We start from the raw sequence: 23361 nt of genomic DNA, 5'->3' as shown, positions 1-23361 counted from the left end.
CGACGGAGGCGCGGGCTGCCTTGGGGCAGCCGCCTGGCCCAAGGGCTGCCTTGCGGGCCGCTCAGGACCCCGGCCCGCGGTAGGCGGCGTGAAGGCAGGCGCCGGGGAGGATGGCTCGGCGGCTGCCGGACGCGGGCCGGGTTCGGGTGAGGCCAAACGCTGGGGCTCTTGTTTTGCGCAGGAAGGCTCACCTTCTCCATCCCCATTCTCCACGGCCTGCGCGGAAGGGAGAGCCGGGGATGGCGCTGGGGTCCCCTTCTCCGACACGGGAAGGGCGATTTCCTCAGGGGTGGGCTCTTCCGGAGAGAGGGGAGCGGTGGCCTGGGAGCCGGTTTGCTCTGTGGGAGCCGCCGCATCGGGGGTCTCCGGCGGCGGAGGGACGGCCTGGGATGGTTGGGCCCCCATCAACCAGCGGGCGCGCACCGGGCGAATGCGGTTCTCCCCCTCCCCCGGGCGCATCTGGGCCACCACAGCGGTCAAATCGGGGCGCGGGTCGGCCAGCAGGCGGCGCAGCAGCGGGTCGGGGCGGCGGGCCGGGGAAAAGCGCAGCGCCTCGGGTTGCTCCACCAGCGGCTCCGGGGAAAGGAGGAGCAGGCCGTTGGGCACAGCTTCCGCCGTGGCGAAATGGAGGCGCGGCACCCGCTGCGTGCCCAGGCCCGAACCGGCCAGCACCGGGTCGTGCACATGGATCACTTGCTGCCCGACGAAATAGCCATGTAACGGCCCGGCCAACCCCAACAACACCCGTTGAGCCCGCCACACCGCCATGGCCAGCCAGAGCACCGTGAGGCGGTTTTCGGCGGCCATCCGCTGGTTGCGGCGCACCAAGCGGGCGTTGACCTCCCGCACGGCGGTTTGCAAGGCGCTGGTGGTCGCCCCTCCCTCGCGAAAATAGCGTGCGGCCAGCCCCGCCAGCAGTTTGTCCACCTGTTCAGGCGGCAAGAGGGCGTTACCATGCTGCACCAGGTAAAGCAGCAAAGTTTCCTGACGACGCAGGCGAAGGGCGTTCTTGGGCGCGCGGCCCACCCAAAGCCCAGACAACGGCCCGGCATCCGTACCCGCGCGGCGATGCAAAGTGTAGAGGAGTAAATGCCACATGAGTCGCAGGCCACCTCAACAGAAAGGGGTGCAGTTATTATACAGGGGAAACCTCAACCCAGATGGAGCAGGTTTGCAAGTCCGATGCCAACTTGGCCGGGTTTTCCGATCACCAAACCACGCGGGGGAAGCCTGGACCATGGGTGCGCACCTGCGAGGGGTCCTGAGGCCAGACCCCGGCGATGGGCGTGCCGCAGTGGGGGCAGGTGCCCTCCGGCGTCAGGTGATACTCCTGCACGATGAACCCAGTGCGCCGGATCACCACCCGCTTGCAGTGGGGGCAGTATGTGTGTTCATACTCACCCACCCGTCCGGGCACATTCCCGGCATATACATAGCGCAGGCCCGCTTCATAACCGATTTCGGCCGCCTCGATGAGTTTTTCCACCGGGGTGGGCGGCGTGGTGTCCATTTTGTAATCCGGATGGAACGCGGTCACATGCCAGGGAATATCGGGAGAAACGGAAGCGATGTAGCGCGCCATATCCATCAACTCAGCGCGGCTGTCGTTGAACCCCGGCACCACCAGCGTCACCACCTCGACCCAAATGCCGCGTTGATGCACCATCCGAATCGTGTCCAACACATGCTGCAAAACCCCGCCCAGGCGACGGTATTGCTTGTCCTGCATGGTCTTGAGGTCGATCTTCATCGCCGTCAGGTAAGACTGCAGCGCATCGAGCACCTCTGGGGTGGCGTTGCCGTTGGACACATACACACACCGCAGTCCTTGATCCTTGGCCAGGCGAAAGATGTCGATGGCCCACTCGGTGGTGATGAGCGGCTCGTTGTATGTAGAGGCGATGACCGGCGCACCCGCGCGCACCGCCATGGCCACCAACTGCTCCGGCGTCACCCGACGGATGGTCTGCCAGGCGCTCTCGGAGGCCGGCTCGCGCAGGGCCTGGGAGGTAAACCAGTTCTGGCAGTAGTCGCAGTGGAAATCGCAGCCCAGCATCCCGAAACTCAGGGCATCGTTGCCAGGGAGCACATGGTAGAAGGGCTTCTTCTCGATGGGGTCCACCTGCAGCCCGGCCACATAGCCCCAGGGGACGAACAAGGTGCCTTCGCGGTTGAAACGCACCTGACAGATACCGCGACGACCGGGCTTGATCACACAACGATGACCACAGGCCACACAGCGCACCTTGCCTTCTTCCAGGGATTCATACAGCCATCCCTCTTTGGTCAACGCATCGAGGACATCCGCCAGGGTGGGCATCTCGACCTCCCCAGAACGAGGGATTCGCATAGACCTTCAAGGCACCAACAACACCGGACACAGCGCATGAGCCACCACTTTGGCCGCCTGACTCCCCAGCAGCAGCGAAGTCAACCCCCCGATCCCCCTGCGGCCCATGACGATCAAATCCGCCTCACGCTCCCGCGTCAGGGTGAGGATCGCATCGGCGGCCGGCCCCTGCAGCACTTCGGTCTCCAAATGCTCCACCTCCCCCACATGCGCCAACGCCTTTTCCAACACCTCCTGAGCGTGGGCCATGTGCTCACTGAGCATATCCTCCCAGTAAGGCTTGCCGAGAATATCCGGCACGGGTTGAAAGGCCACCACCACGCACAGACGCGCCCCCTGCTCGCGGGCCAAGCGCCCGGCGACCTCCGAAGCCCGCAACGAGGGCGGCGAACCATCTACACCCAACACAATGTAGCGGAACATCCTGTGCCTCCTTTCCCGTCGAAGCTTAAAAGGCGATGGTTAATGGCTATCCTATAATCAGGGTAGCGGAAAGTTGACCCTTTGTAAAGTCCCATTGGAGGTATGACATGACCCTGTCCCCTCACATCGTCCGGGAGCAGTTCCCCGCCCTGGAGCGACCGGCCATCTTTTTCGACGCCCCCGGCGGCACGCAGGTCCCCCAACAGGTGCTGAAGCGCATGACGGCATACTACACACGGCACAACGCCAACCATGGCGGCGCCTTCGCCACCAGCCGGGAATCCGACGCCGTGCTGGACGAAGCGCGGGCCGCCATGGCCGCCTTCCTCAACGCCGCCCGGCCCGAGGAAATCGTTTTCGGCCCCAACATGACCACCCTTACCTTGCACCTCAGCCGCTCCCTAGCCCACGGCATCGCCCCCGGCGATCGTATCGTGGTCACCCGCCTGGACCACGACGCCAACATCAGCCCCTGGTTGCTGGTTGCCCGCGACCGGGGTGCGGAGGTGCTCTGGGTGGACTTTGACCCCGAAACCGGCCTCCTGGACCTCAAAAGTTATGCCCGCGCCCTGGAACAGAAACCGCGCCTGGTGGCCTTCGGTTACGCCTCCAACGCTTTGGGCACCGTCAACCCGGTGCGCGAGATGGTGTCCATGGCCAAAGCGGTGGGAGCCCTGACCTTCGTGGACGCCGTGCAATACGCCCCCCACGGGACGATAGACGTCCAGACGCTGGGGTGCGACTTCCTCGTCTGCTCGACCTACAAGTTTTTCGGCCCGCACCTGGGCGTGCTGTACGGGCGCTACGATTTACTAGCCGAGTTGCCCGCCTACAAAGTGCGCCCAGCGCCTGAGGCCCCTCCCGGCAAGTGGGAGACGGGCACCCAAAACCACGAAGGCATCGCCGGGGCCCTGGGTGCGCTGGAATACCTGGCCTGGGTTGGCCAGACCTTCGGCAGCGAACATCCGGAACGCTTCGCCCACCTGCCCGAGCCTCAACGCCATCTCCGCTTAGGTATGGCGGTCATCCAGGCGTACGAGCAGAAACTTAGCCGCGCCCTGCTGGAAATCTTCGCCCAGGTGCCTGGGTTGCACCTTTACGGCCCCCGTAGCCTCGACCAGTTGACACAACGGGTGCCCACTTTCTCGTTTACCCTGGAAGGCTGGCATCCCCAACGCCTGGCCGAGGCGCTGGACCGCGCCAGAATTTACACCTGGGACGGCAACTTCTACGCCCTGGCCGTCACCCAGCGCCTGGGGGTGGAAGAAAAAGGCGGCCTGCTGCGCGTCGGCGCCGTGCACTACAACACCTTGGAGGAAGTCTACCGCCTGGGCGAGGTGCTGCAACGCCTTGCCCGCGCGGGAGACCAGGGATAAAACAGAGGGCCGCCGTGAGTACAGCGGCCCTTTCTCTGTTCGGTTAAAATGCAGACACCCTGAGTGAGGGGGGCACCCAGGGCGTCTGCACCGCAGATTATACACGATTCATCCCAAAAATGCAAGCCCCCGGCGGGAATTGAACCCGCGACCTACCGCTTAGGAGGCGGCTGCTCTATCCTCTGAGCTACGGGGGCGCATGGGAATTATAGCATTGAGCCCCGCTCGTCACAAGAACGCGGCGTTTTTCTGTTATAATGCGCCCGCCTGAATCCACCCACCCTGGTAAGGAACTTCCCCATGAACATTCTTTCCTATCTTCTCGATCTTTTCCTGCACCTGGACACCCATCTGGGCACCATTTTGGACACCTTTGGCCCCTGGACGTATGTCCTCCTGTTCGGGGTCATCTTTCTGGAAACGGGCTTTGTGGTCACCCCCTTCCTCCCTGGGGACTCCCTGCTTTTCGCCTCGGGGGCCTTCGCCGCTCTGGGCTACCTCAACCTGGCCTGGTTGCTCCTGCTCCTGGCCCTGGCAGCCATTTTGGGCGACACGGTCAACTACTGGATCGGTCACCTCCTCAGAGAACAGGTTCACGCCGGCAAAATCCGTTTCATCAAAAAAGCGCACCTGGAGCGCACCCACGCTTTTTACGAAAAGCACGGCGGCAAGGCCGTGGTGCTGGGACGCTTTGTGCCCATCGTGCGCACCTTTGCGCCCTTCGTGGCCGGTGTGGGCGCCATGACCTACTCGCGCTTCATCTTCTACAACATCTTCGGCGGGGCGTTATGGACCAGCCTTTTCCTGGGCGCGGGCTACTTTTTCGGCAACATTCCCGTGGTCAAGGAGAACTTCACCTTTGTCGTGCTGGGCATCATTGTGGTTTCGGTGCTGCCCATGGTCACCGAGTACCTCAAGGGACGGCGAGCGCCTGAGACCACACCGGCCGATTGACCACAAGCGGGGCGTCGCCGTGACACCCCGCTTTTTGCAAGGCCTTACCACGGGTGTTCCTTCCCTTCCCAGGTCAAGAAACGGCCTGAATCCTCCGGTTTGAGCCTCTCCAACAGGGCCAACATGCCCGCAACCGAAGTGGGGGGATCCAGCGTGGCCTGAGCTCCGCCCATGTCGGTGCGCACCCATCCCGGATGCACCAACACCACAATCACCCCATCAGAGCGCAAATCGGCGGCCAGCGCGCGACCAAACATATTCAACGCCGCTTTGCTGGCCGAGTAACTGTAATACCCGCCATAGGTCTTGCGGGTCAGCGAGCCCATTTGCGTGGAAAGATTGAACACCACGGGCCGCTGGCCCTTCTGCAGCAAAGGCAGCAGGGCCTGGGTAAGCAGCAAAGGCCCCACAGCGTTGACGGCAAAAGCGTGCATCAATTGAGACTGGCGCAAGTTGCCCAGATGCTCATCCCGATAGAGCACCCCCGCGTTGTTGATCAGCACATCCAATCGCTCTGTCTGGGCGGCCACTTCGGTCGCCGCCCGGGCAATGGCCTGTTCGTCGCTGACATCTAACGCGGCCACGTGCAACCGCTGGGGGAATCGCTGCTGCAACGCGCGTAAGGCCTCGGCCCGCTCAGGGTGACGACAGGTGGCAAACACCCAATCGCCCCGTTCGAGCAACTGCCGGGCGAACTCCAATCCCAACCCGCGATTGGCTCCGGTGAGAAAGACATAGCGCATGGGATCACCTCCAGGTGCGGAATCGCTTGCGGAAAGACAGGGTCATTATAGCGGGACGGTCGGCGGGTTGTCAATTTGGTAAACTTGACTTTACAAATTCCCTGGAGCGTGCTACAATAACCCCCGCGGATGGGGGCGACGGGCTTGGCAATCCGCCGGGCCGGTGTATGTTCACCTTGGACGGCTTACCCTTCATGGTTTACCCTCCGCAGGCCAGGGGCCGCTCGCCTTGTGCCTTTGGTCTTTTCTTGTTTGAAACGCCACGAAGCCCAGGCTTCGTATCGAAACATCATCTTTCACGAGAGGTCAGTATATGAGCAAAAAGAAGTTACGCATCATCCCCTTAGGGGGAGCCGGTGAAATCGGCAAGAACATGACGGTTTACGAATACGGCGATGACATCCTGATTGTGGACACCGGGATCATGTTCCCCACCAACGATATGCTGGGGATCGACTACATCATTCCCGATTTCCAATACCTGCTGGACAAACGCCACAAGGTACGCGGCATTGTCATCACCCACGGCCACGAAGACCACACCGGGGCCATTCATCATGTGGTCTCCCAAATCCAGGCCCCCATCTACGCCACGCCCCTGACCATGGGGCTCTTGGAGAACAAACTCAGCCGGGGCGGGTTGAAAGACAAGGTCAGCCTGCATACGGTACGGGCCGGGGAAGCCGTGCAGATCGGCCCCTTCAAGGTGGAGTTCTTCCATGTCTGCCACTCCATCCCCGACGCGGTGGGGTTGGGCATCACCACGCCCGAAGGGCTCATCGTGCAGACCGGGGACTACAAATTCGACCACACGCCGGTGGACGGCTGGCCCACCGACTACGCGAAACTCGCCGAGTTCGGTCAGCGGGGCGTCCTGGCCCTGTTGGCCGATTCCACCAACGCCGACAAAGCCGGCTGGACGCCTTCCGAGCAGGTCATCAAACCTGCCTTCGAGCAGGTGTTCCGCGAGGCCAAAGGGCGCATTCTGGTCGCCACTTTCGCCTCGCAAATCTCCCGCGTCCAGCAAGTGGCCGATGTGGCCCTGGAACACGGGCGCAAGATCACCTTTGTGGGGACCAGCATGGTGGAAAATGTCAAAATCGCCCGCAAACTGGGCTATCTGGATATCCCCGAAGCCATGATTCTGCCCCTGGACCAGGCGCTGAAGTTGCCCGACGAGCAGGTGCTCCTGATGTGCACCGGCTCTCAGGGAGAGCCTTCCTCGATTATGGGACGGCTGTCCATGGGCACCAACCGGGCCTTCGACCTGAAGCCCGGGGATACGGTGGTGCTTTCGGCCCACCCCATCCCGGGCAATGAAGAAAATGTGTACCGCACCATCAACCGCCTCTTCCGCCGGGGGGCCAAGGTCATCTATGACCCCATCGTGCCGGTGCATGTCTCCGGCCACGCCAGCCAGGAAGAAATGAAATTAATGATTCACCTGGTGCGGCCCAAGTATCTGCTGCCCGTGCACGGCGAATTGCGCCACCTGCACCAACACGCCGCCATGGGCCGCGAACTGGGCATCCCCGAAGACCACATCGTCATCATCGAGAACGGGCAGGTCGTCGAATTCCAAAACGGCCAGATGAGCCTGGGCGAGCGGGTCCCCGGAGGCTGGGTGTTCGTGGACGGCTCTTCGGTGGGCGAGGTGAGTATGAAGGTGGTGCGGGAGCGGGAGGCCTTGGCGCGGGACGGTTTCGTGCTGGTCAACCTCACCGTGGATCGCCTCACCGGTCGCCTGCTGGACGCACCGGAGATCATCACCCGCGGGTTCGTGTACACCGAAGGGGCGCAGGACCTGCTGGCGGCCATCCGCAAGCGCGTGGTCAAGGCGGTGAACACCTCTTCGGGCAACCTCCAGCGCGATGTCCAGCAAATGCTGCGTTCTTACCTCTACAACGAAACCAAACGGCGGCCTCAGATTTTCGTCAGCGTGAGCGAAATCGAGCCTGCCGCCGCCCCCGAAAAGGCCGGGAAAGTGCCCACCTGGGCATCGTAACCCTTTGCAGCGCATCAAAAAGCGCGGCCAGGAACAGGCCGCGCTTTTTTGTCGCTTTCGCTCGCCGGAGGCTAAGGCGTAGGGGTCGCCGTGGGGCGAGGCGTTTCAGTGGGCGACACCAAGGTCGCCTGAGCCGTGGCGGTGAGATTTTTCGGGCTGAGGGTCGCCGTGGGCACGGGCGTGACCAGATTGACGGGCACCTTGAGGATCTGGCCCACAAAGATCACCGCCGTGGGACCATCCAACTCGTTGGCCTGGACGATGGCGTCCACGGTGGAATTGAAGCGCGCCGCGATGCCCTCCAAGGTATCGCCGGGGAGCACGAAATAGTCGATCTCGAACCCGCGCGGCAAATAGGTGGGCAAGGGGGTGGGCGTGGGCGGCTTCATGCCCGGCGGGGGCACCAGAATCACCTGGCCCACATAAATCTGACTGGCGTTGTTCAGCCCGTTGAGCAGCATCAAAGTCACCAGATCGGCGTTGAAGCGGTCGGCAATGTCGGAAAGCGTGTCGCCTTCCTGGATGGTGTACTCGAACGGCTCACTGGGCGTGGGCGTGGGGGTCACGGTAAAGGTGGCCGTGGGCGTGGGGGTCACGGTGGGCGTCGGCGTCACGGTAAAGGTGGCCGTAGGCGGCGCCGTGGGCGAAGGGGTCGGCGTGTCCGTGGGGAACAGCACCAAACGCCCCTGCCCCTCCAGGGTGTAGGCCAGGACAATGGCCACCCCAGCCACGACGAACACCACCGCCAGACCGCCCAGGAACAACGGCAGCCACTGCTGACGCTTGCGGAACTGTTGAATGGTCTGATCCACTTCTGAAACCGGCTCCGCCGACGCCGCTGCGCTCTCCTCAGCCTCCGGCTTAGGGGTCGCCTGGGGCTCAGGCGTCGCTTTGGGTTGCTTGCCTTTCTTTTTCTTGGTCATCTCTCCATCCTTCCCGTCGAAAAATACCGACATTCGTATTCTACCCTAAAACGGCGCACCCTGCTGAAGGACGCCCCTGGCGTGGGGCTCCGTCCCCCCATTCGGCACAGTCTCACCGCACCCAGTGCCACACCCCATAACACAACACCCCGGTGCCCAGCAACGCCGCCAGGAACAGATACACCAGCAAAGCGACACATCCCCATTCGAACAAACGCCGCTTGGAGTGCGCAGCCGGTTCATTTCGCGGGTGCGGCGGCGACCACAACCCGGCCCGACGCAAGGCCGCCTCGGGGTCAGGGCAAGAGGTTCCAGGCGCTTCACAACATCTGGCCAGCAAGGCCTCCCGCGTGGAGACAGGCCACTCAGACGGTGCTGTGCGACGAAACGCCCGGGGGAGCAACCCCGCCAGCACCGCCGCAGCGGTACGATGATGTCGCTTTTCAAACAAGCGCACCGCAGCGCCGTAAGGCCCCTCCTGGGGTGTCACTCCGGCCAGGAAAAGATACAACCCCGCGGCGTAACGATCACCCAGGTGGAAAAGCACCTCCCCGTACGCGCGATACAAATCGGGATGATACGCAAAGGCCACGGCGCCCTGAAGCACCTCCCGCGCCCGCCATAGTTCCCCGGCCGCGCGGTACGCGGTGGCCCGTTCCAGGGCGCGCTGCCAGTTCTCCTCACTCATGGTTCATCCGGATGTAACGGCGCAAAAAGCGCCCGGTGTGCGAGGACGGCACCGCACAAATCGCCTCCGGCGGCCCTTCAGCCACGATTTGCCCCCCCTGATCGCCACCTTCCGGCCCCAAATCGATGATCCAATCGGCCACCTTGATGAGGTCCAGGTTGTGCTCGATGACCACCACGGTGTTCCCTGCATCCACCAGCCGCTGGAGCACCTCGATCAACTGGTGGACATCGGCAGCATGAAGCCCCACGGTGGGCTCGTCGAGCACATAAAGGGTGTGGCCCTTGGGCATCCTGGACAATTCTCGGGCGAGTTTGACCCGCTGGGCCTCCCCGCCCGACAGGGTGGGGGCAGGCTGGCCCAAGCGGATGTACCCCAGCCCCACATCGTGCAAAGTTTGCAACTTGCGCTTGATGGCTGGGAACGCGGCAAACACCTCCATGGCCTGATCCACCGTGAGGTCAAGCACCTCGGCGATGTTCAGCTCCTTGAAGCGCACCTGCAAGGTCTCGCGGTTGAAGCGGGCGCCGTGGCACACATCACAACGCACATACACATCGGGCAAAAACTGCATCTCGATGCGCAACACGCCCTGACCCTGGCAGGCCTCGCAGCGCCCGCCGCGCACATTGAACGAGAATCGCCCCGGCTTATAACCGCGGATCTGGCTTTCGGGCAGGGTGGCGAACAACTTGCGAATGGGGTCCCACACGCCGGTGTAGGTGGCGGGGTTAGAACGCGGCGTGCGGCCGATGGGGGATTGGTCGATGTTGATCACCTTGTCGATGTGCTCCAACCCTTCAATCCGCTCGTGCTTCCCCGGTTGCAGGCGCGCGCCCATCAGATGGCGGGCCAGGGCTTTGTAGAGCACCTCCACCACCAGGCTGGACTTGCCAGACCCCGAGACCCCGGCGACCAGCACCAGCATTCCCAGAGGGAGGCGCACGGTGATGTTCTTCAGGTTGTTCTCGCGGGCGCCGACAATGGTCAGCCAGCGTCCGTTGCCCTGACGACGGTTTTCGGGCAGGGGAACCTGCTTGCGGCCCGACAGGTAGGCTCCGGTGATGGAGGTAGGATGCCGCAAAATCTCCTCCACCGGACCCTGGGCGACCATCTGCCCCCCATGCTCGCCAGCCCCCGGCCCCAAGTCGATGACCCAATCCGCTTCCAGGATGGTCTCGGGGTCGTGCTCCACCACCAGGACCGTGTTGCCCAAGTCACGCAGGCCCTTGAGGGTGCGCAACAAACGGGCCGTATCGCGGGGGTGCAGGCCGATGGAGGGCTCGTCGAGCACATAGAGCACGCCGGTCAGGCGCGAGCCCACCTGCGTTGCCAGCCGGATGCGCTGGGCTTCGCCGCCCGAGAGAGTGTTCGCCGCCCGGTCGAGGGTGAGGTAATCCAGGCCCACATCCACCAGGAAGCCCAGGCGGGCCTCCAACTCGCGCAGGATGCGCCCGGCAATGGCCCGCTGGCGGGGGGTGAGGATCTCTCCCCTCCCCCGGCCCGCCTCCGGCGGGCTTTCCCCCTCCCCTCCCTTGATAAGGGAGGGGAGGGGGAAAGGGGGTGGGGTGAGATCCGCCACCAGGCGCTCGATTTGCGCCGCAACTTCTCCAAAGTGCCCGAGCACCTCGGCGTTGGGCACACGAAACACGCGCAGACCGTATCCTTCTAACACGGCGTCGCGCTCCGCATCGTAGGCCTTTCCTTCTTCCGTACAGTGCTGCTCGCCATCTACCTCAATCACCAACCGCGCGTGCGGGATGTAGAAGTCCACAATGTAATGGTCAATCGGGCGCTGACGCAACACCCGGTAAGGCAATTTGCGCAAAAAGGCCCACAACTTTTGTTCGGCGGGGGTCATGTAGGCTCGTAACTCCCGGGCGCGTTCCACCAAACGAGGGTTGTAGGGCAAATGGAAGCCTGTGGTCACCAGTCCTCGCTCGCGGGCAAGGCGTTGGAGGTCGCTTTCTCCCCTCCCCCGCCCCTCGCTTTCGCTCGGGGCTTCCTCCTCCCCCCCCTTAGTAAGGGATGGGAGGGGGGTAGCGGGTGGGGTGAGGTTCTCCCCCTTCTCTCCCTTGCTAAGGGGGGGATTCCCCCGCAACGAACGCACCCACTGCAGCGTCCGGCTCACCGGCCAGGAGACGACCTCGGCGATGTTCACCCCCGCCACGGTCACGGCCAGGGCCTCGGGCCGCAGGCGCGTGCCGTGACACACCGGGCAGGTGCGTTGCGTCAGGAACTCGCCGATTTTGCGATGCACATAGTCCGATTGGGTCTCTTGATAGCGGCGCATCAGGCTGTTCACCACGCCCTCGAAGGTCGTGGTGAAACGGGCCTGCATGTTACGCCGTCGGCTGCGGTAGGTCACGGGCACCGGGCGGCCTCGAGTGCCGTAGAGGATGATGTCCAGGTGCTCCTCAGGCAATTCCCTGACCGGCTTGTGCAAATCGATGCCGTAGGCCTCGGCCACAGCCTGGAGCACCTGCCAGGTGTACCCCCGGCGCTCCGGCGGAGCACTCCATTCCAGGGCCACGATGGCCCCATCGGCTATGGAACGACTCTTGTCGGGGATGAGCAGGTCGGGGTCGATTTCCAGTTTGAATCCCAGGCCCTGGCATTCGGGGCACGCGCCGTGAGGCGTGTTGAAGGAAAACGTGCGCGGTTCCAGTTCGGGCAGGCTGACGCCGTGCTCGGGGCAGGCCAGATGCTCGGAAAAGAAGAGGTCGCGGGGAGTTTCCTGGGGCGAAGCCGCACCCTCGGGCGCGGCCTCTCCCCCAGGGTTCCGGCGGGGCAGGAGATGGGCGATGAGGTAGCCATCGCCAAATTTCAGGGCCGTTTCAACGGAGTCGGTCAGGCGGGTGCGGAAGTCATCGGCCTCTTGGGGATCCTCAAAATGGCGGATGATCAGGCGGTCCACCACGGCCTCGATATCGTGCCGCTTGTAGCGCTCCAGAGAGACTTCTTCCTCGTCGAGCACGACAATGCGGCCATCCACGCGAGCGCGGGTAAACCCAGCCTTGCGAATCTCGTCCAGCACGGCCTGGTGGGTGCCCTTGCGTCCGCGCACCAGCGGCGCCAGCAGGATAAGGCGCATGCCCTCAGGCAGCGCCAACAGGGCGTCCACGATCTCCTGGGCCGACTGGCGCACCACTTCGCGGCCACAGACGGGGCAGTGGGGCGTCCCGGCGCGGGCGAAGAGCAGGCGCAGGTAGTCGTAAATCTCGGTGACGGTGCCCACGGTGGAGCGAGGGTTATGCGAAACGCCCTTCTGGTCAATGGCCACGGCCGGGGAGAGGCCCTCGATGCTGTCCACATCGGGCTTTTCCATCTGGCCGAGGAACTGACGGGCGTAGGCGGAGAGGGACTCCACATAGCGCCGCTGGCCCTCGGCAAAGATAGTGTCGAAGGCCAAAGAGGATTTCCCCGACCCCGACAAGCCGGTGATGACCACCAGTTTGTCGCGAGGGATTTCCACGGTGAGGTTCTTCAGGTTGTGGACGCGCGCGCCCACGACGCGAATCACTTTGGGAACCATAGTCTCTCAGGGATGCTCCGTTTTTCAGTTGCCCGAATGCCCGGCTGTTCAGAGGCTCAGTGGTTGGTGTCTCGGTGTCAGGTGTTCCGCTGTCAGTTGGTTCGATGGCGAGGCATCGGGGTAGGAGGATGGAAGGTGGAGGCAAGGGACGGCCCCGGCGAGGCACGAGACACGCAGCACGCCTCTGGCCCAACGTTGCCTCCTGCAAGTGAGGGATTATACCACTTCTACTTGAGAAGGATTCTCATCTTGGTTCGGAAGGCGGCTGCGTCTCCCCCATGACCCACGCATCGGCGTTGGTGACCCCCAAAGCGACGACTTCGGGGGGAATGCCTCCCCAGGCACGGCGATAGTAGACCCGGCGCAAAGCCCCCCCCAGACCGAATAGGCCTGCCAGGGCGAAGGCCATGCGATGGGCCTCCTTGGCGGCGGTGGGCGGATGGTAGGCCAGGGCCCGCAGATAGGCGCCCAGGGCGGCGAGGTAGTGCCCGCCGTCCACCAGGTAACGCCCGGCGAAGCGGTAGGCTGCGGCCCACACTCGACGCCGCAAGCGAGCGTAGGTCGAGGCCAGCGCAGGTTCGGTGCTCATCCAGTGGGCCAGGCGCAACGCCTCGGCGGCGAAACCGGACGCCTGGGCAGCGTTCTTGGCAGCGGCGTGGTAGCGGGCAAAGGCCCAGATACGGTCCACATGGGCCGTGGGAGCCTGAGCCGCCATGCGCAGCCAGAGGTGATGGTCCAACAAGTAATGGTAGCCCAGGTCCAACCCGCCCACGGCCTCCCACGCGGCGCGACGGAGGAACACCGCCGGCTGGTTGAGCATGTGGAAGGTCATCAACTCGGCCAAACCCCACGGGCCAGTGCGCAGCAGGTGAAAGGGGCGGCCCTGAGCGTCTATGGAGACCCCATGGCCGAAGACCAGTCCGGCTTCTGGATGCCTCTGAAAGGCGGCCACTGCCTCCGCCACGGTCCAGGGGGCCAGCAAGTCGTCGGAGTTCACCCAGGCGAAAATCTCCCCCTGAGCGCGGGCAAAACCTTTGTTGATGGCCTCGGCCTGCCCCTGATCGGGTTCGCTCACCCACCAGGCCAGACGGTGCGCATAGCGTTCGATCACCGCCACGCTGCCATCGGTCGAGCCCCCATCCACCACGATGTACTCGATGTGCGGGTAATCCTGACTCAACACCGAGCGGAGGGTACGCTCCAGGAAAGAAGCCTGGTTATAGGAGGGCGTGACGATGGAGACAAGAGGCAAACGCGTCATAGTGGAGGCACCGCGCCAAATCAGGGTTGAGGAGACAGGGGAATTTTCGGATGCCGCAAGTCGAAGAGCAAATAGCCATCACCCTGAGCGATCAGAGGATAATGCTCCTCCAACAATTCACGCAGGGTCGGCTGATGCTCCCACTGTCCCATAGCCGTCACCAAAAAGTAATCCATGCCCTCGGTGCGGCGCTGAAACTCGACCAGCATGTCCACCTTCCGCCCGCGCATTTGCCGAAGGGCGAACTCCCCCCGCGGAGGCCAAAGGGCGTCGATAACGAAGGGGCCATAGTAGGCCAGGCGATAGCCGTAATCCTGCGTCAAGGCAATCAGCGGGCCGTCGGTGGGCAGTTGAGCAGCCAGCGCAGCCCAGTAGGCCGGCTCATGACGGTAATCGGCATCACGCAGATCGCGATAAGTCGTCAAAAGCCAGAAGCCACTCAAAAGCACACCACCCACAATCAGAGCCCAGCGTCCCCAGGAGAAGTTGCGCATGGCTTCCCACAAACGTTGCAGAGGCAAAGCCATGGCCACCGCCACCAAAGGCGTGGCGCTCAGGCTATAGTAGTTGTGCGAGTAAATCAGGTAAGGCACGCTAAAGCCAAAGACCACATATCCGGCTCCCCACCCCAGCAGCAAGGCCCGTCCTTTGGGCGTTGCAAAGACCAAAGCCGACAAAGCCAGAAGCACAAAAGGCAGGCCAAACAGTTTGTGCAGAGTATAGCCCCAATGCAGGTAGAAAGTGGGCTTGAACCACAAATAACTCAACGAGAGGGTCCATTGCTCGAAATAGCGCTGAGCCTGGGATTCACCCCGCAAGACGAGATACACTCCCACCGGGGCCAAGACGAAAAACGCGGCCAGCCACACCTGCCCCTGCCGCCAGAACCGCCACCGCCAACGCCACAGCACCAGGGCGGCCAGCAGGCCTGCCGCTTCGTAAACGGCAAACGCCTTGACCAGCACCGCCAATCCACCCAGTACCCCCACGGTCAAGGCCTGTCGCCACCGGGGCCGTTCGGCCTCGACCCAGCGATAGGCTGCGAAAGCCGTCAGAGCGATCAGCGCGCTCATCAAGGGATCGGGCTGAAAACTGCGGCTGGCCTTCACCGCAAAAGGCAAGAAGAGAAAGTAAGCCATGCCCATCAAGGCCCCGACTTCGCCCGCCATGCGGCGGGCCAAGCCATACACGGCCAGCGCGCTTGCCAGCCAGAAAAGGGCATTGTAAAGGCGCACCACCCACACCTGCTCTCTCCCCAGCGCCAGGTAGGTCAGCGCCGCCAATCCTGGCACGACAGGGGGTTCGTATTCGCCCACCCGCGCTGCGGCTCGATCGGCCAGCGCCACCTTGTCAGGGGGAATGTCCGAAGCCCAATGGTAATAGAGCGCCCGCGCCTGAATGGCGCCCATCAACTGGCGGGTGGGGTGAAAATCCAGGGGCGGATCGGTAAAGTCATACAGGCGGATACCCGTCCCCAGGGTCAGGAGGGCTATCAGGATCCAGAACGGTTTTACGGCACGGCGCATTGGGCGTTCTCCTTACGCAAATCAAAAATGACATAGGTGGCCGTTTCTACCCAAACCGGATAGCATTGCCGGAGATATCGCCGCAAATTCCCCTGACGGCCTAACTCCTCCCAATCAGTGACCACGAAAAAGGCCGCGTCCTGCGCCTTCACCAGGGAGCGGAACAATGCGGCAAACTGGCCCTGCTTGTCGAACAAGCGTTTTTGATCTTGAGAGGGCCACCGCACCGAGGGCACGCCGCCGTGATAAAGCAACGGCCAGCCATAAGCCTCGGTCAAGGCAACCACCTTTTCCCTCGGCGGCAATCGCCGGCCGATCTCTGCGTACATGGCGGCCTGGGCACGGTAATCATGGCTGCGCATCTCCCAATAGGTGATGCCCACCGGATAGACTGCGGCCAGCAGCATCAACACGGCCCCTACAGCCTGTGCTCCACGCGGCCAGGAACGCACCCAGGGGGTCAACAGCCGCACGGTCAAGGCCAACCCCAGGGCCACCCAGGGCACCATGGGCAGGTGGTAGTAGGAGTGGGTGGCAATCTGCACGGGAACGAGGAAACCGTAGGCCAAGTAGCCCAACAACCAACCAGACAGAAACCCTTGAGCCGGACGCTCGCTGCGCAAGCCCCCCACGGCCGCAGCCAAGGTCAGGCCACCGCCCAGGTTGCGGACGATCATATCCAGCCAACCGCCGTACGGCAACGGGGTCAGCCAATAGCGGGCCATCCGGAGCGTCCAGGTGGACACATAAAACGAAACCCACTGCCCAGGCCGGATTTTGAGGTAAATGCCGGCCACCAAGAGCAATATCCCCACCACAACGCCCCACCACCGGACCTCACGCCAAAACTTCCACCCCCGACGGCCCCATGCTGCCCCCAGGGCCATCCCGCCAAAGAAGAAAACGGCATGGACCTTGACAATCCCGGCCAGCAACCCGGCCAAACCGGCCCAAATCAGCCAACGGGCATGTCCATCTTCGACCCAACGGAACCAGCCATAAGCCACCCAGGGCAAGAGGCTGACCATCAGCGGGTCGGGCTGGAAGGACCGGCTGGCCGCGATGGCCAGCGGCAGCAGCATCCAATAGCCCACGGCCACGGCGGCTCCTGCCGGGCCGCCCAAACGCCGCGCCAGCATCCACAGCCCCAGCGCACCAAAAAGCCAAAAAGCCAGGTCGTACAGTCGCGCCACCCAGGGACACTCGCCATGGAGCAGGAGATATGTGCGGGCCACCAGGGTTTCGAACAGAACAGGTTCATGAAGCGCCACTCGGAACCCGGCCGCGCGTTGGGCCACTTCTTCGGGGGAAATCGGCCCCGGACGCCAGCGAAGATACAGGGTGCGGGCCAGCAACAGGCTCCGGTACTGGCGCGTCGGATGGAAATCCAGCGGAGGTTGCGTGAGCCGATAGAAGCGAATGCCCACCCCTACGGCAACCAGCAGGATCGTCAGGGCCAGCCAATGTTTCGATTTCATCTTTGCCTCAGAACAGGCTGTCGTAGTCCACCTTGGGGAACACGGTCAGTTTGCCCCCAATGGTGGCGTCCAGCACACGGCGGCCATCGGCCTCAAAGGCTCGCCGCACCAGGCGATAGGCCATCTCCGAAGTCTCCAGGTCGGGCAATTGCCAACGGAACCCTTTGCCGAAATAGCCGGGGTGGAAATGGTTCGGGTCGTCACCTTCCGAAACCACGGTCTTGTTGGGTTCTCCCTTGGTGGTAAAGTTGTGATCCACCCCAATGAGAATCACGGGGTCGCACCCCATGTGGTAGGCCAGTTGCAACGCCACATAAGTCACGGTGGCACCTTCCCACAGACGGCCACGGGCGTCACGGGCAAACTTGGGCCCCATGTAAGTGGTGAAGAGAAAGGTGGTGTGCTCATCCAGGGGCACCCAACGGCGCGCCCGCCAGGTCAGGAACTTGGGCATGGCCAAATCGCGGAACTCCTGCGCACACTGTTCGATGACCAAATCGTTCACCGAGACCAGGTAAGTGGTGCGAAAGCCCCACTCCGGGAAAGCCAGATAAATGCGGTTGAGGCCAAAAGTGATTTCATCGCGCAGTTTGCTCACATCGGTACGCCGCAGGCTGGGGCCGTTGCCGATGACGAAGCAACGCCTCCCACGATGCGCGTTGCGCAAAGCGGCCAGCCGGCGTTTACTCTCCCGACGCCAGGGGTGGAAAGCCGCTGTGGGCCATTCAGGCAACCATTGGGCCGTCCACACCAGGTGCCGGGCCAGAGGGTGAAGGGGTTGAGGGATGAAGTGTTTCCAGTCGGGCATGGGTCTCTTTCGTTGTTTGCGGATGGCAGGGCAACTCGGGCAGGTCACGGCGCGATCAGGAACGCCATGCGCCTGTCACTCCGTGCTCAGGCGCGCTGTGGCGCCCCCGTCCACCACCAAAGGCTGGCCCGTCATGAACGAAGACTGCGTCTCGTCGGCCAGAAAATAGATGGCACGGGCGATCTCTTCGGGGCGGCCCACCCGTCCGTTGACCGTGCGACGGGCCAGTTCGGCCAGTTGGGCTTCCACATCGGCGGCGCTCAGGTGGCCACGGCTCAGCCCGGCCCGCAGCATGGGCGTGTCCACTGCGCCGGGCAACACCGCATTGACCCGAATACCATCGGGCGCCCACTCGATGGCCATGGCCCGAGTCAGCGCCAGCAGGCCGCCCTTGCTGGCCGCGTAAGCCCCAATGTTGGCCGAGGTGGCCACCGCATGCACCGAGGCCACATGCACCACCGCCGCGCCTTCGCCAGCCTCGGCCGCTGCCTTGAGCAGCGGGTGCGCCAAACGACTGACCCAGAACGCCGCCCGCAGGTTCACCGCCTGCACCACGTCCCACTCGGCGATGGTGGTCTCCAGCAACGGCTTGGTCAGTTGCAACGCCGCGTTGTTCACCACCGCGTGCAGCCGGTCCGTGAAAGCGCGCACCTGCTCAAAAGCGGCCTCTATCGCCTGGGGGTCCGCCAGATCCACTTGTTGAAACAGCCCTTGGGTGGGGAACCCTGCCTCAGAGGGGGCTTTATCCCAACCGATAACGCGCCAGCCGTGGGTAGTAAAGATGGCCACCACGGCGCGGCCAATGCCGCCTGAGGCACCGGTTATCAACACCGTGCGCATATCTGCCTCACGTTCTCCTCTCATCATATGCTCGATTCACCGACCATACGCTTGACGCAATTCCGCCAAGTCATCTATGGGCAAACCAAGACCTCGCAGCAAATTCCGCAAGGTGTTCCAATGCACCCGCTCCCAGGCCGCCGGGCTGCTGTTGGCGTTGTGCGGCGCGAGGAGCACGTTGTTCATACGGAGCAGCGGACTGTCCTTGGGCAAAGGCTCCACCTCAAACACATCGAGCGCCGCGCCGCCCAATCGCCCCTCCTGCAATGCCTCCACCAGGGCCGCCTCGTCCACCACCGGCCCCCGAGCGGTGTTGATGAGCACCGCGCCGGGTTTGACCAGGCGCAGGGTCTCGCGGTTGATGAGGTGGTAACTGGTGGGGTTCAAATCGCAGTTCAGACTGATGAAATCCGCCTCGGCCAGCAAACGCTCCAGCGGCACCATTTCCACGCCGACCTCGGCCAGGAAAACATGGTCCACCTCGACGATATCGTTGCCCAGCAAACGCATACCAAACGCCCTGGCGCGGCGCAACACGGCCTTGCCGATATCGCCCACGCCGATCACCCCCAGCGTGCACTCGCTCAGGGAGCGGCCCTGGATTTTCTCCCAACGGCCCGCCTTCATTGCCCGGTCCATCCACGGGATGTTGCGAGCGAAAGCCAAAATGTAGCCCATCACCGTGTCGGCCACGGGCAAGGTAAAGGCGTTGGGCGTACGGTACACGCGGATGCCCAGGCGCTCGGCCGCAGCCTTGTCGATGCTGTCGATACCGGTGCCCCACTTGGCGATCACCTTCAAGCGGGGAGCGCAGGCCTCCAGCACCCGGGCGGTATAACGGTCATCGCCGCAAATCGTCCCGTCGAACTGCCCGGTGTAGCGCAGCAAATCCTCTTCCTCCATGCGCTCGTGTACCTCGGGGACGATGACCTCCAGGCCGTAGTGCGCGAACACCGGGCGAAAACGGTCAAGGAAAGGGATCATGTACGGGGCGGTGAGCAAAATCGTGGGCACGGCATCACTCCTCGGGGTCCGGTTGGGTAAGACGCCGACGGGCCAGAAAATCGGCCATGAGGAAGTCAATTTCTTCGTCGATGTCCAGGGCCTCTTCAGCGGGGATCTCAAACAAATAGGGGCGCTCACCGATGCGGTTGCGCCGCCGCTCCAACAGGTCTCGGCTGAAGATGTAAAGACAAGAGTTCTCCTCGTACACCGGCGGCAGGTCCTGGGTGCGCAGCAAAATGGCGGGGTTGTGGTTGATGGGCCGCGCCAGTTGATCCCACAAGCGGGTCTGGATGCGCGTCACCGAAAAGAGCGAATCATAAGCCGGATAGTGGGCGAGGAAAGTACGGATGGCCCGCTCCACGGTCTCGGCGCGGAGCAAAGGGTTCGTGCTGTGGGTTTGCAGATAGAAATCCCCGGGCACCTGCCGGACATCGTGGAGCAGCACCTCGTTCATGGGGATGTGCCCATCCCGCAGGTGCTCCGGCCGCTCCAAAACCCGGACCCTGGGGAAATATTCCCGCACCCCCTGGGTGATCAGCGGGCTATCGGTATCCACCACGACCTCAGCGATAGTCGGGACGGCCAGCAAGGTCTCCAAAATCCAATGGAAAAGCGGCTTGCCAGCCAGAGGTCGATAATTTTTGCCGGGTACCCGCTCCGAATGGTGCCGCATTGGAACCAAAGCGACAACGCGTGGTGGCGTCATCGACTCCCTCCCTCAGAATCCGACCTCACACTCAACTCCCAAATACTGACCCGTCCTAAAATAGGTTGACACGAAAGAAGGGCCAAATGCCACCAACGACGACGCCCGAATTTTTTAAGGTGTGCATTCCGCACGAAAGGACGGGTACTCATGGCTAAGAAACCAGTCTACAAACGCTATAGCCTGGCCTTCAAGCGCCAGGTGGTGGCCGGAGTGCAAAGCCGGGGCCAGCCTCTCGGCCCTGCAGCGCAAGTATGGGATCGGCAACCTACGCACCTTGCGCCAGTGGGTGCAGCGGTACGGCACCCAGGGGCTGCGGCATGGGGTCATGCACATTCAGACCCCTGAAGAGGCCGAGCAGAGCACATCGCTCAACTGAAAAAGGCCCTGGCCGATGCCGTGCTGGAAAAGGCCTTACTTCAAGGCACCCTGGCCCTGTACCAAGCGACCTACGGCCACGAGTTGGCCGAAAAAAGGGCCATCCTCGCCCACGCCTGCGCCCAGGCCCAAGGAGCCGTAACCGTGGCAGCCCTCGCCCACGCTTTGGGCTTCACCCCTCAGGCCTACTACCGGCCTTGGCGCGGGAACGGGCTCCAGCCGAGCAGGAAACTCGTATCCTGAGCCTGGTGCGTCAGGTGCGCGCCCGGTCCCTCGGATGGGCGGCCGGAAACTGCTGCATCTCTTGCGCCCCATGCTGGCCCAGGAAGGCTTGTCCATCGGCCGTGACCGCTTCTTCGCCCTCTTGCGACGGGCCGGATTGCTGGTCTCCTCGCAAGCCAACCCTCAGCGCACCACCTGGAGCGGGCTCTATCGCTACCCTAACCGGATCGCCGGGCACACGGTGACGGCCCCCAACCAGGCATGGGTTGGCGACATCACCTACCTGCGGCTGGAGGGCGGGCGGTTTGCCCACCTGGTTGTGCTCATAGACTTGTTCAGCCGGGCCGTCGTGGGTTGGGCCTTGGCGCCTGGCCTGCAAGCCGAGTACGCCTTGGAGCAGGCGTTGAGCATAGCCGGGAAGGGTAAAGTTGTCGGGCTGATCCACCACACCGACCACGGGGTGCAGTACACTTCGCGGGCTTACCAAGCCCGGCTGGCTCAAGTGGGCATCCAGGCCAGCATGGGTGCCGTGGGCAACGCTTACGAGAAGGCCTTTGCCGAGCGGCTGTTGGGCATTCTGAAGCAAGAATATGGCCTGGAAGGGCCTTGGGCCGACTTGGTGGTGGCGTGACAAGCCGTGGCGGAAGGGCTGCCCTTGTACAACCATGAGCGGCCGCATGGCGCTTTGGACATGGCGGCACCTTGGGCCATGTATACCGGCCAGGTTGCGGCCCCAGAAGTACAAGTCAAGGAGGTGTGGACTTGCAAGCCGAGAAAGTGAGCAACGTATGTTAAGGTTTCTACTCCGTAGTTTCCGCTTTCGCCTGGCCCCTCGCCCTGGCATATGGCACCTCAATAGTATCAACCTATTTCAGGACAAGACATACACGGCACCTGGCACATGACACTCACTCATTATACCGAATCGGTTCCACATCCCGTGGCGGTGGCGGGTCGGCGCGAAAACCACGGGGGTAGTAAAAAGTCTCGCGCAACTGTTCGGTCAACGGACTGCCGGCCTCGCGATATCCGCGGTAGGTGCCCCAAAACTGCATGAAACGAAACCAAAAGATGCCGGTCAGGTTAGCCCAGAGCATCCCCTGGTGCGCTGCGTGATACAGGTCGCTGGCGAGGTTGGTACTCAGCAACCGCACGAAATCCCAGCCGGTGAAACGAGCCTCGGGATAGATGCGTTTGAAGGCCATGGCCTCACGACGATAGCGATTGAACACCTTGCGCGGCGATTCTTCATGGACGTGCACAATTTCGGCCTCGGCGACATACGCCAACACATACCCCTGTTCGATGGCCCACTTGGCCCAGGCCAAGTCCTCCAATCCGGTCAGGGTTTCGTCGTAGGAATGCTGCTCCCACAAGGCCCGTCGGATGGCAGCGTTGGCGTTGTTACAGAAAGGATGTGTCTGCCGCCAGTTGGATCGCTCGGGGAACCATTTGGCGAAAATCTGACGTTCGGAGAACCTGGTGCGGTGGTCGCCGCGCTGCTTGCCGTAGGTCAACGCCACCTGAGGGTCGGCAAAGGGTTCCAGCAGACGCTCGAGCCAGTCAGGATACACCGGATACACATGCGCGCTGGCGATGACCACAAACTCGCCGCGGGCGTGACGAATGCCCAGGTTAAGCGAACGCCCAAAGGTAAACTCCTCCGGCCGAATGTGCACCACCCGCACCGGGTAACGCCTGGCTATGGCCACGGTGGCATCGGTAGATCCGGAATCCACCAAGATGATTTCACACCGCTCGCGGAGCGTCTGTTGCATGAGGCCTTCCAGCAACCGTCCGATGTGACGCTCTTCGTTGTATGCACGGATGACGATGGAGCATAACGGTTTACCAGTCATGGTCACGCTCGTAGCCTAAACGGATGAGCAAATCACCCGTGCGTTCTTTGAAAAGGCGTTTGAGGTCTTCGTCAAACCACTCCCGCCACTCGCCCGGTTGGCCTTTGCGAAAAGTGCCTGAGCGATGCGGTTGAATGGCGGCCTCCAGGGCATCTAAAGCCTGTTCTTGAGCCAGGGTAAGGCGCCATGCGCCACGCTGTTGTATGAAGTCTAGAATTCGCCCCAAAGTTTCACGACGGTTTAAAATAAGATCCTCAAAGCGAACAACAAATACTTCAGGG

The 23361-nt window shown here is 62.8% G+C and carries 22 protein-coding genes and 1 tRNA gene; 6 read left to right on the top strand and 17 right to left on the bottom strand.

Annotation, left to right across the window (positions count from 1 at the left end; all coding sequences use genetic code 11):
* The 3 genes from G4O04_04855 to G4O04_04845 form a co-directional block, all read right to left on the bottom strand.
* Positions 1-1098, bottom strand: a 1098-nt coding sequence (locus tag G4O04_04855) for a hypothetical protein (GenBank protein HEY57852.1), incomplete at its 3' end; no start/stop codon positions are given.
* A gap of 109 nt (positions 1099-1207) precedes the next feature.
* Positions 1208-2320, bottom strand: coding sequence for an AmmeMemoRadiSam system radical SAM enzyme (gene amrS, locus G4O04_04850; GenBank protein HEY57851.1), 1113 nt, complete (start codon positions 2318-2320; stop codon positions 1208-1210).
* 36 nt (positions 2321-2356) lie between these two features.
* On the bottom strand, positions 2357-2773 hold the full coding sequence (locus G4O04_04845) for a universal stress protein (protein HEY57850.1): 417 nt from the start codon (positions 2771-2773) through the stop codon (positions 2357-2359).
* Positions 2774-2880: 107 nt separating this feature from the next.
* On the opposite strand from G4O04_04845, the gene G4O04_04840 reads away from it, so the two are divergent.
* Positions 2881-4149 (top strand): cysteine desulfurase-like protein, encoded by a 1269-nt coding sequence (locus G4O04_04840; GenBank protein ID HEY57849.1) that lies wholly within the window; start codon positions 2881-2883, stop codon positions 4147-4149.
* A 124-nt stretch (positions 4150-4273) separates the two neighbouring features.
* Here the strand turns inward: G4O04_04840 and G4O04_04835 are convergent.
* Positions 4274-4346 (bottom strand) — tRNA-Arg (locus tag G4O04_04835).
* Positions 4347-4449: 103 nt separating this feature from the next.
* On the opposite strand from G4O04_04835, the gene G4O04_04830 reads away from it, so the two are divergent.
* A complete protein-coding gene (locus tag G4O04_04830) occupies positions 4450-5103 on the top strand; it encodes a DedA family protein (protein HEY57848.1) in 654 nt (217 codons plus the stop codon).
* 44 nt (positions 5104-5147) lie between these two features.
* On the opposite strand, the gene G4O04_04825 is transcribed toward G4O04_04830, so the two are convergent.
* Entirely contained in the window at positions 5148-5846 is a 699-nt protein-coding gene (locus G4O04_04825; GenBank protein HEY57847.1) for an SDR family oxidoreductase, read from the bottom strand.
* Positions 5847-6159: 313 nt separating this feature from the next.
* Between G4O04_04825 and G4O04_04820 the strand changes: the two genes are divergently transcribed.
* On the top strand, positions 6160-7851 hold the full coding sequence (locus G4O04_04820; GenBank protein HEY57846.1) for a ribonuclease J: 1692 nt from the start codon (positions 6160-6162) through the stop codon (positions 7849-7851).
* A 71-nt stretch (positions 7852-7922) separates the two neighbouring features.
* Here the strand turns inward: G4O04_04820 and G4O04_04815 are convergent, their stop codons facing one another.
* From G4O04_04815 to G4O04_04770, 10 genes are all read right to left on the bottom strand, one after another.
* A complete protein-coding gene (locus G4O04_04815; protein HEY57845.1) occupies positions 7923-8774 on the bottom strand; it encodes a LysM peptidoglycan-binding domain-containing protein in 852 nt (283 codons plus the stop codon).
* Between the two features lie 112 nt (positions 8775-8886).
* The gene (locus G4O04_04810; protein ID HEY57844.1) at positions 8887-9462 is read right to left on the bottom strand and encodes a hypothetical protein; all 576 of its coding nucleotides are present in this window, start codon (positions 9460-9462) and stop codon (positions 8887-8889) included.
* The gene (uvrA, locus tag G4O04_04805; protein HEY57843.1) at positions 9455-12997 is read right to left on the bottom strand and encodes an excinuclease ABC subunit UvrA; all 3543 of its coding nucleotides are present in this window, start codon (positions 12995-12997) and stop codon (positions 9455-9457) included. The genes G4O04_04810 and uvrA overlap by 8 nt, the downstream gene beginning before the upstream one ends.
* A 244-nt stretch (positions 12998-13241) precedes the next feature.
* The gene (locus G4O04_04800) at positions 13242-14258 is read right to left on the bottom strand and encodes a glycosyltransferase (GenBank protein HEY57842.1); all 1017 of its coding nucleotides are present in this window, start codon (positions 14256-14258) and stop codon (positions 13242-13244) included.
* Positions 14259-14278: 20 nt separating this feature from the next.
* On the bottom strand, positions 14279-15784 hold the full coding sequence (locus tag G4O04_04795) for a hypothetical protein (GenBank protein HEY57841.1): 1506 nt from the start codon (positions 15782-15784) through the stop codon (positions 14279-14281).
* On the bottom strand, positions 15769-17262 hold the full coding sequence (locus tag G4O04_04790) for a glycosyltransferase family 39 protein (GenBank protein ID HEY57840.1): 1494 nt from the start codon (positions 17260-17262) through the stop codon (positions 15769-15771). Before G4O04_04790 ends, G4O04_04795 begins: the two co-directional genes overlap by 16 nt.
* A 7-nt stretch (positions 17263-17269) precedes the next feature.
* Positions 17270-18070: a DUF115 domain-containing protein gene (locus G4O04_04785; protein HEY57839.1), complete on the bottom strand. Its 801-nt coding sequence runs from the start codon at positions 18068-18070 to the stop codon at positions 17270-17272.
* A gap of 75 nt (positions 18071-18145) precedes the next feature.
* The gene (locus tag G4O04_04780; protein HEY57838.1) at positions 18146-18910 is read right to left on the bottom strand and encodes an SDR family oxidoreductase; all 765 of its coding nucleotides are present in this window, start codon (positions 18908-18910) and stop codon (positions 18146-18148) included.
* A 36-nt stretch (positions 18911-18946) separates the two neighbouring features.
* Entirely contained in the window at positions 18947-19924 is a 978-nt protein-coding gene (locus G4O04_04775; GenBank protein HEY57837.1) for a phosphoglycerate dehydrogenase, read from the bottom strand.
* Positions 19925-19928: 4 nt separating this feature from the next.
* On the bottom strand, positions 19929-20621 hold the full coding sequence (locus tag G4O04_04770; protein HEY57836.1) for an acylneuraminate cytidylyltransferase family protein: 693 nt from the start codon (positions 20619-20621) through the stop codon (positions 19929-19931).
* 121 nt (positions 20622-20742) lie between these two features.
* On the opposite strand from G4O04_04770, the gene G4O04_04765 reads away from it, so the two are divergent.
* From G4O04_04765 to G4O04_04755, 3 genes are read left to right on the top strand one after another with little or no spacing between them, the layout of a single operon-like run.
* A complete protein-coding gene (locus G4O04_04765; protein HEY57835.1) occupies positions 20743-21000 on the top strand; it encodes a transposase in 258 nt (85 codons plus the stop codon).
* 20 nt (positions 21001-21020) lie between these two features.
* Positions 21021-21242, top strand: coding sequence for a hypothetical protein (locus G4O04_04760; GenBank protein HEY57834.1), 222 nt, complete (start codon positions 21021-21023; stop codon positions 21240-21242).
* Between the two features lie 34 nt (positions 21243-21276).
* Positions 21277-21852: a DDE-type integrase/transposase/recombinase gene (locus tag G4O04_04755; protein ID HEY57833.1), complete on the top strand. Its 576-nt coding sequence runs from the start codon at positions 21277-21279 to the stop codon at positions 21850-21852.
* 277 nt (positions 21853-22129) lie between these two features.
* On the opposite strand, the gene G4O04_04750 is transcribed toward G4O04_04755, so the two are convergent.
* Both G4O04_04750 and G4O04_04745 read right to left on the bottom strand, forming a co-directional pair.
* Entirely contained in the window at positions 22130-23080 is a 951-nt protein-coding gene (locus G4O04_04750; GenBank protein HEY57832.1) for a glycosyltransferase, read from the bottom strand.
* A partial coding sequence (locus G4O04_04745) for a sulfotransferase domain-containing protein (GenBank protein ID HEY57831.1) occupies positions 23070-23361 on the bottom strand: 292 nt, incomplete at its 5' end. The genes G4O04_04745 and G4O04_04750, both read right to left, overlap by 11 nt.

The sequence above is a fragment of the Anaerolineae bacterium genome (assembly GCA_011176535.1).
In the GTDB taxonomy this organism is placed as follows: domain Bacteria; phylum Chloroflexota; class Anaerolineae; order Anaerolineales; family DRMV01; genus DUEP01.
This window is presented reverse-complemented; position numbering and strand designations above follow the sequence as displayed.

Coding starts and splice junctions, on each gene's coding strand:
- G4O04_04780 (HEY57838.1), bottom strand. CDS start 18,910: ATGCGCACGGTGTTGATAACCGGTGCCTCAGGCGGCATTGGCCGCGCC.
- G4O04_04800 (HEY57842.1), bottom strand. CDS start 14,258: ATGACGCGTTTGCCTCTTGTCTCCATCGTCACGCCCTCCTATAACCAG.
- uvrA (HEY57843.1), bottom strand. CDS start 12,997: ATGGTTCCCAAAGTGATTCGCGTCGTGGGCGCGCGCGTCCACAACCTG.
- G4O04_04790 (HEY57840.1), bottom strand. CDS start 17,262: ATGAAATCGAAACATTGGCTGGCCCTGACGATCCTGCTGGTTGCCGTA.
- G4O04_04840 (HEY57849.1), top strand. CDS start 2,881: ATGACCCTGTCCCCTCACATCGTCCGGGAGCAGTTCCCCGCCCTGGAG.
- G4O04_04795 (HEY57841.1), bottom strand. CDS start 15,784: ATGCGCCGTGCCGTAAAACCGTTCTGGATCCTGATAGCCCTCCTGACC.
- amrS (HEY57851.1), bottom strand. CDS start 2,320: ATGCCCACCCTGGCGGATGTCCTCGATGCGTTGACCAAAGAGGGATGG.
- G4O04_04755 (HEY57833.1), top strand. CDS start 21,277: ATGGGCGGCCGGAAACTGCTGCATCTCTTGCGCCCCATGCTGGCCCAG.
- G4O04_04820 (HEY57846.1), top strand. CDS start 6,160: ATGAGCAAAAAGAAGTTACGCATCATCCCCTTAGGGGGAGCCGGTGAA.
- G4O04_04810 (HEY57844.1), bottom strand. CDS start 9,462: ATGAGTGAGGAGAACTGGCAGCGCGCCCTGGAACGGGCCACCGCGTAC.
- G4O04_04750 (HEY57832.1), bottom strand. CDS start 23,080: ATGACTGGTAAACCGTTATGCTCCATCGTCATCCGTGCATACAACGAA.
- G4O04_04825 (HEY57847.1), bottom strand. CDS start 5,846: ATGCGCTATGTCTTTCTCACCGGAGCCAATCGCGGGTTGGGATTGGAG.
- G4O04_04770 (HEY57836.1), bottom strand. CDS start 20,621: ATGACGCCACCACGCGTTGTCGCTTTGGTTCCAATGCGGCACCATTCG.
- G4O04_04815 (HEY57845.1), bottom strand. CDS start 8,774: ATGACCAAGAAAAAGAAAGGCAAGCAACCCAAAGCGACGCCTGAGCCC.
- G4O04_04830 (HEY57848.1), top strand. CDS start 4,450: ATGAACATTCTTTCCTATCTTCTCGATCTTTTCCTGCACCTGGACACC.
- G4O04_04845 (HEY57850.1), bottom strand. CDS start 2,773: ATGTTCCGCTACATTGTGTTGGGTGTAGATGGTTCGCCGCCCTCGTTG.
- G4O04_04785 (HEY57839.1), bottom strand. CDS start 18,070: ATGCCCGACTGGAAACACTTCATCCCTCAACCCCTTCACCCTCTGGCC.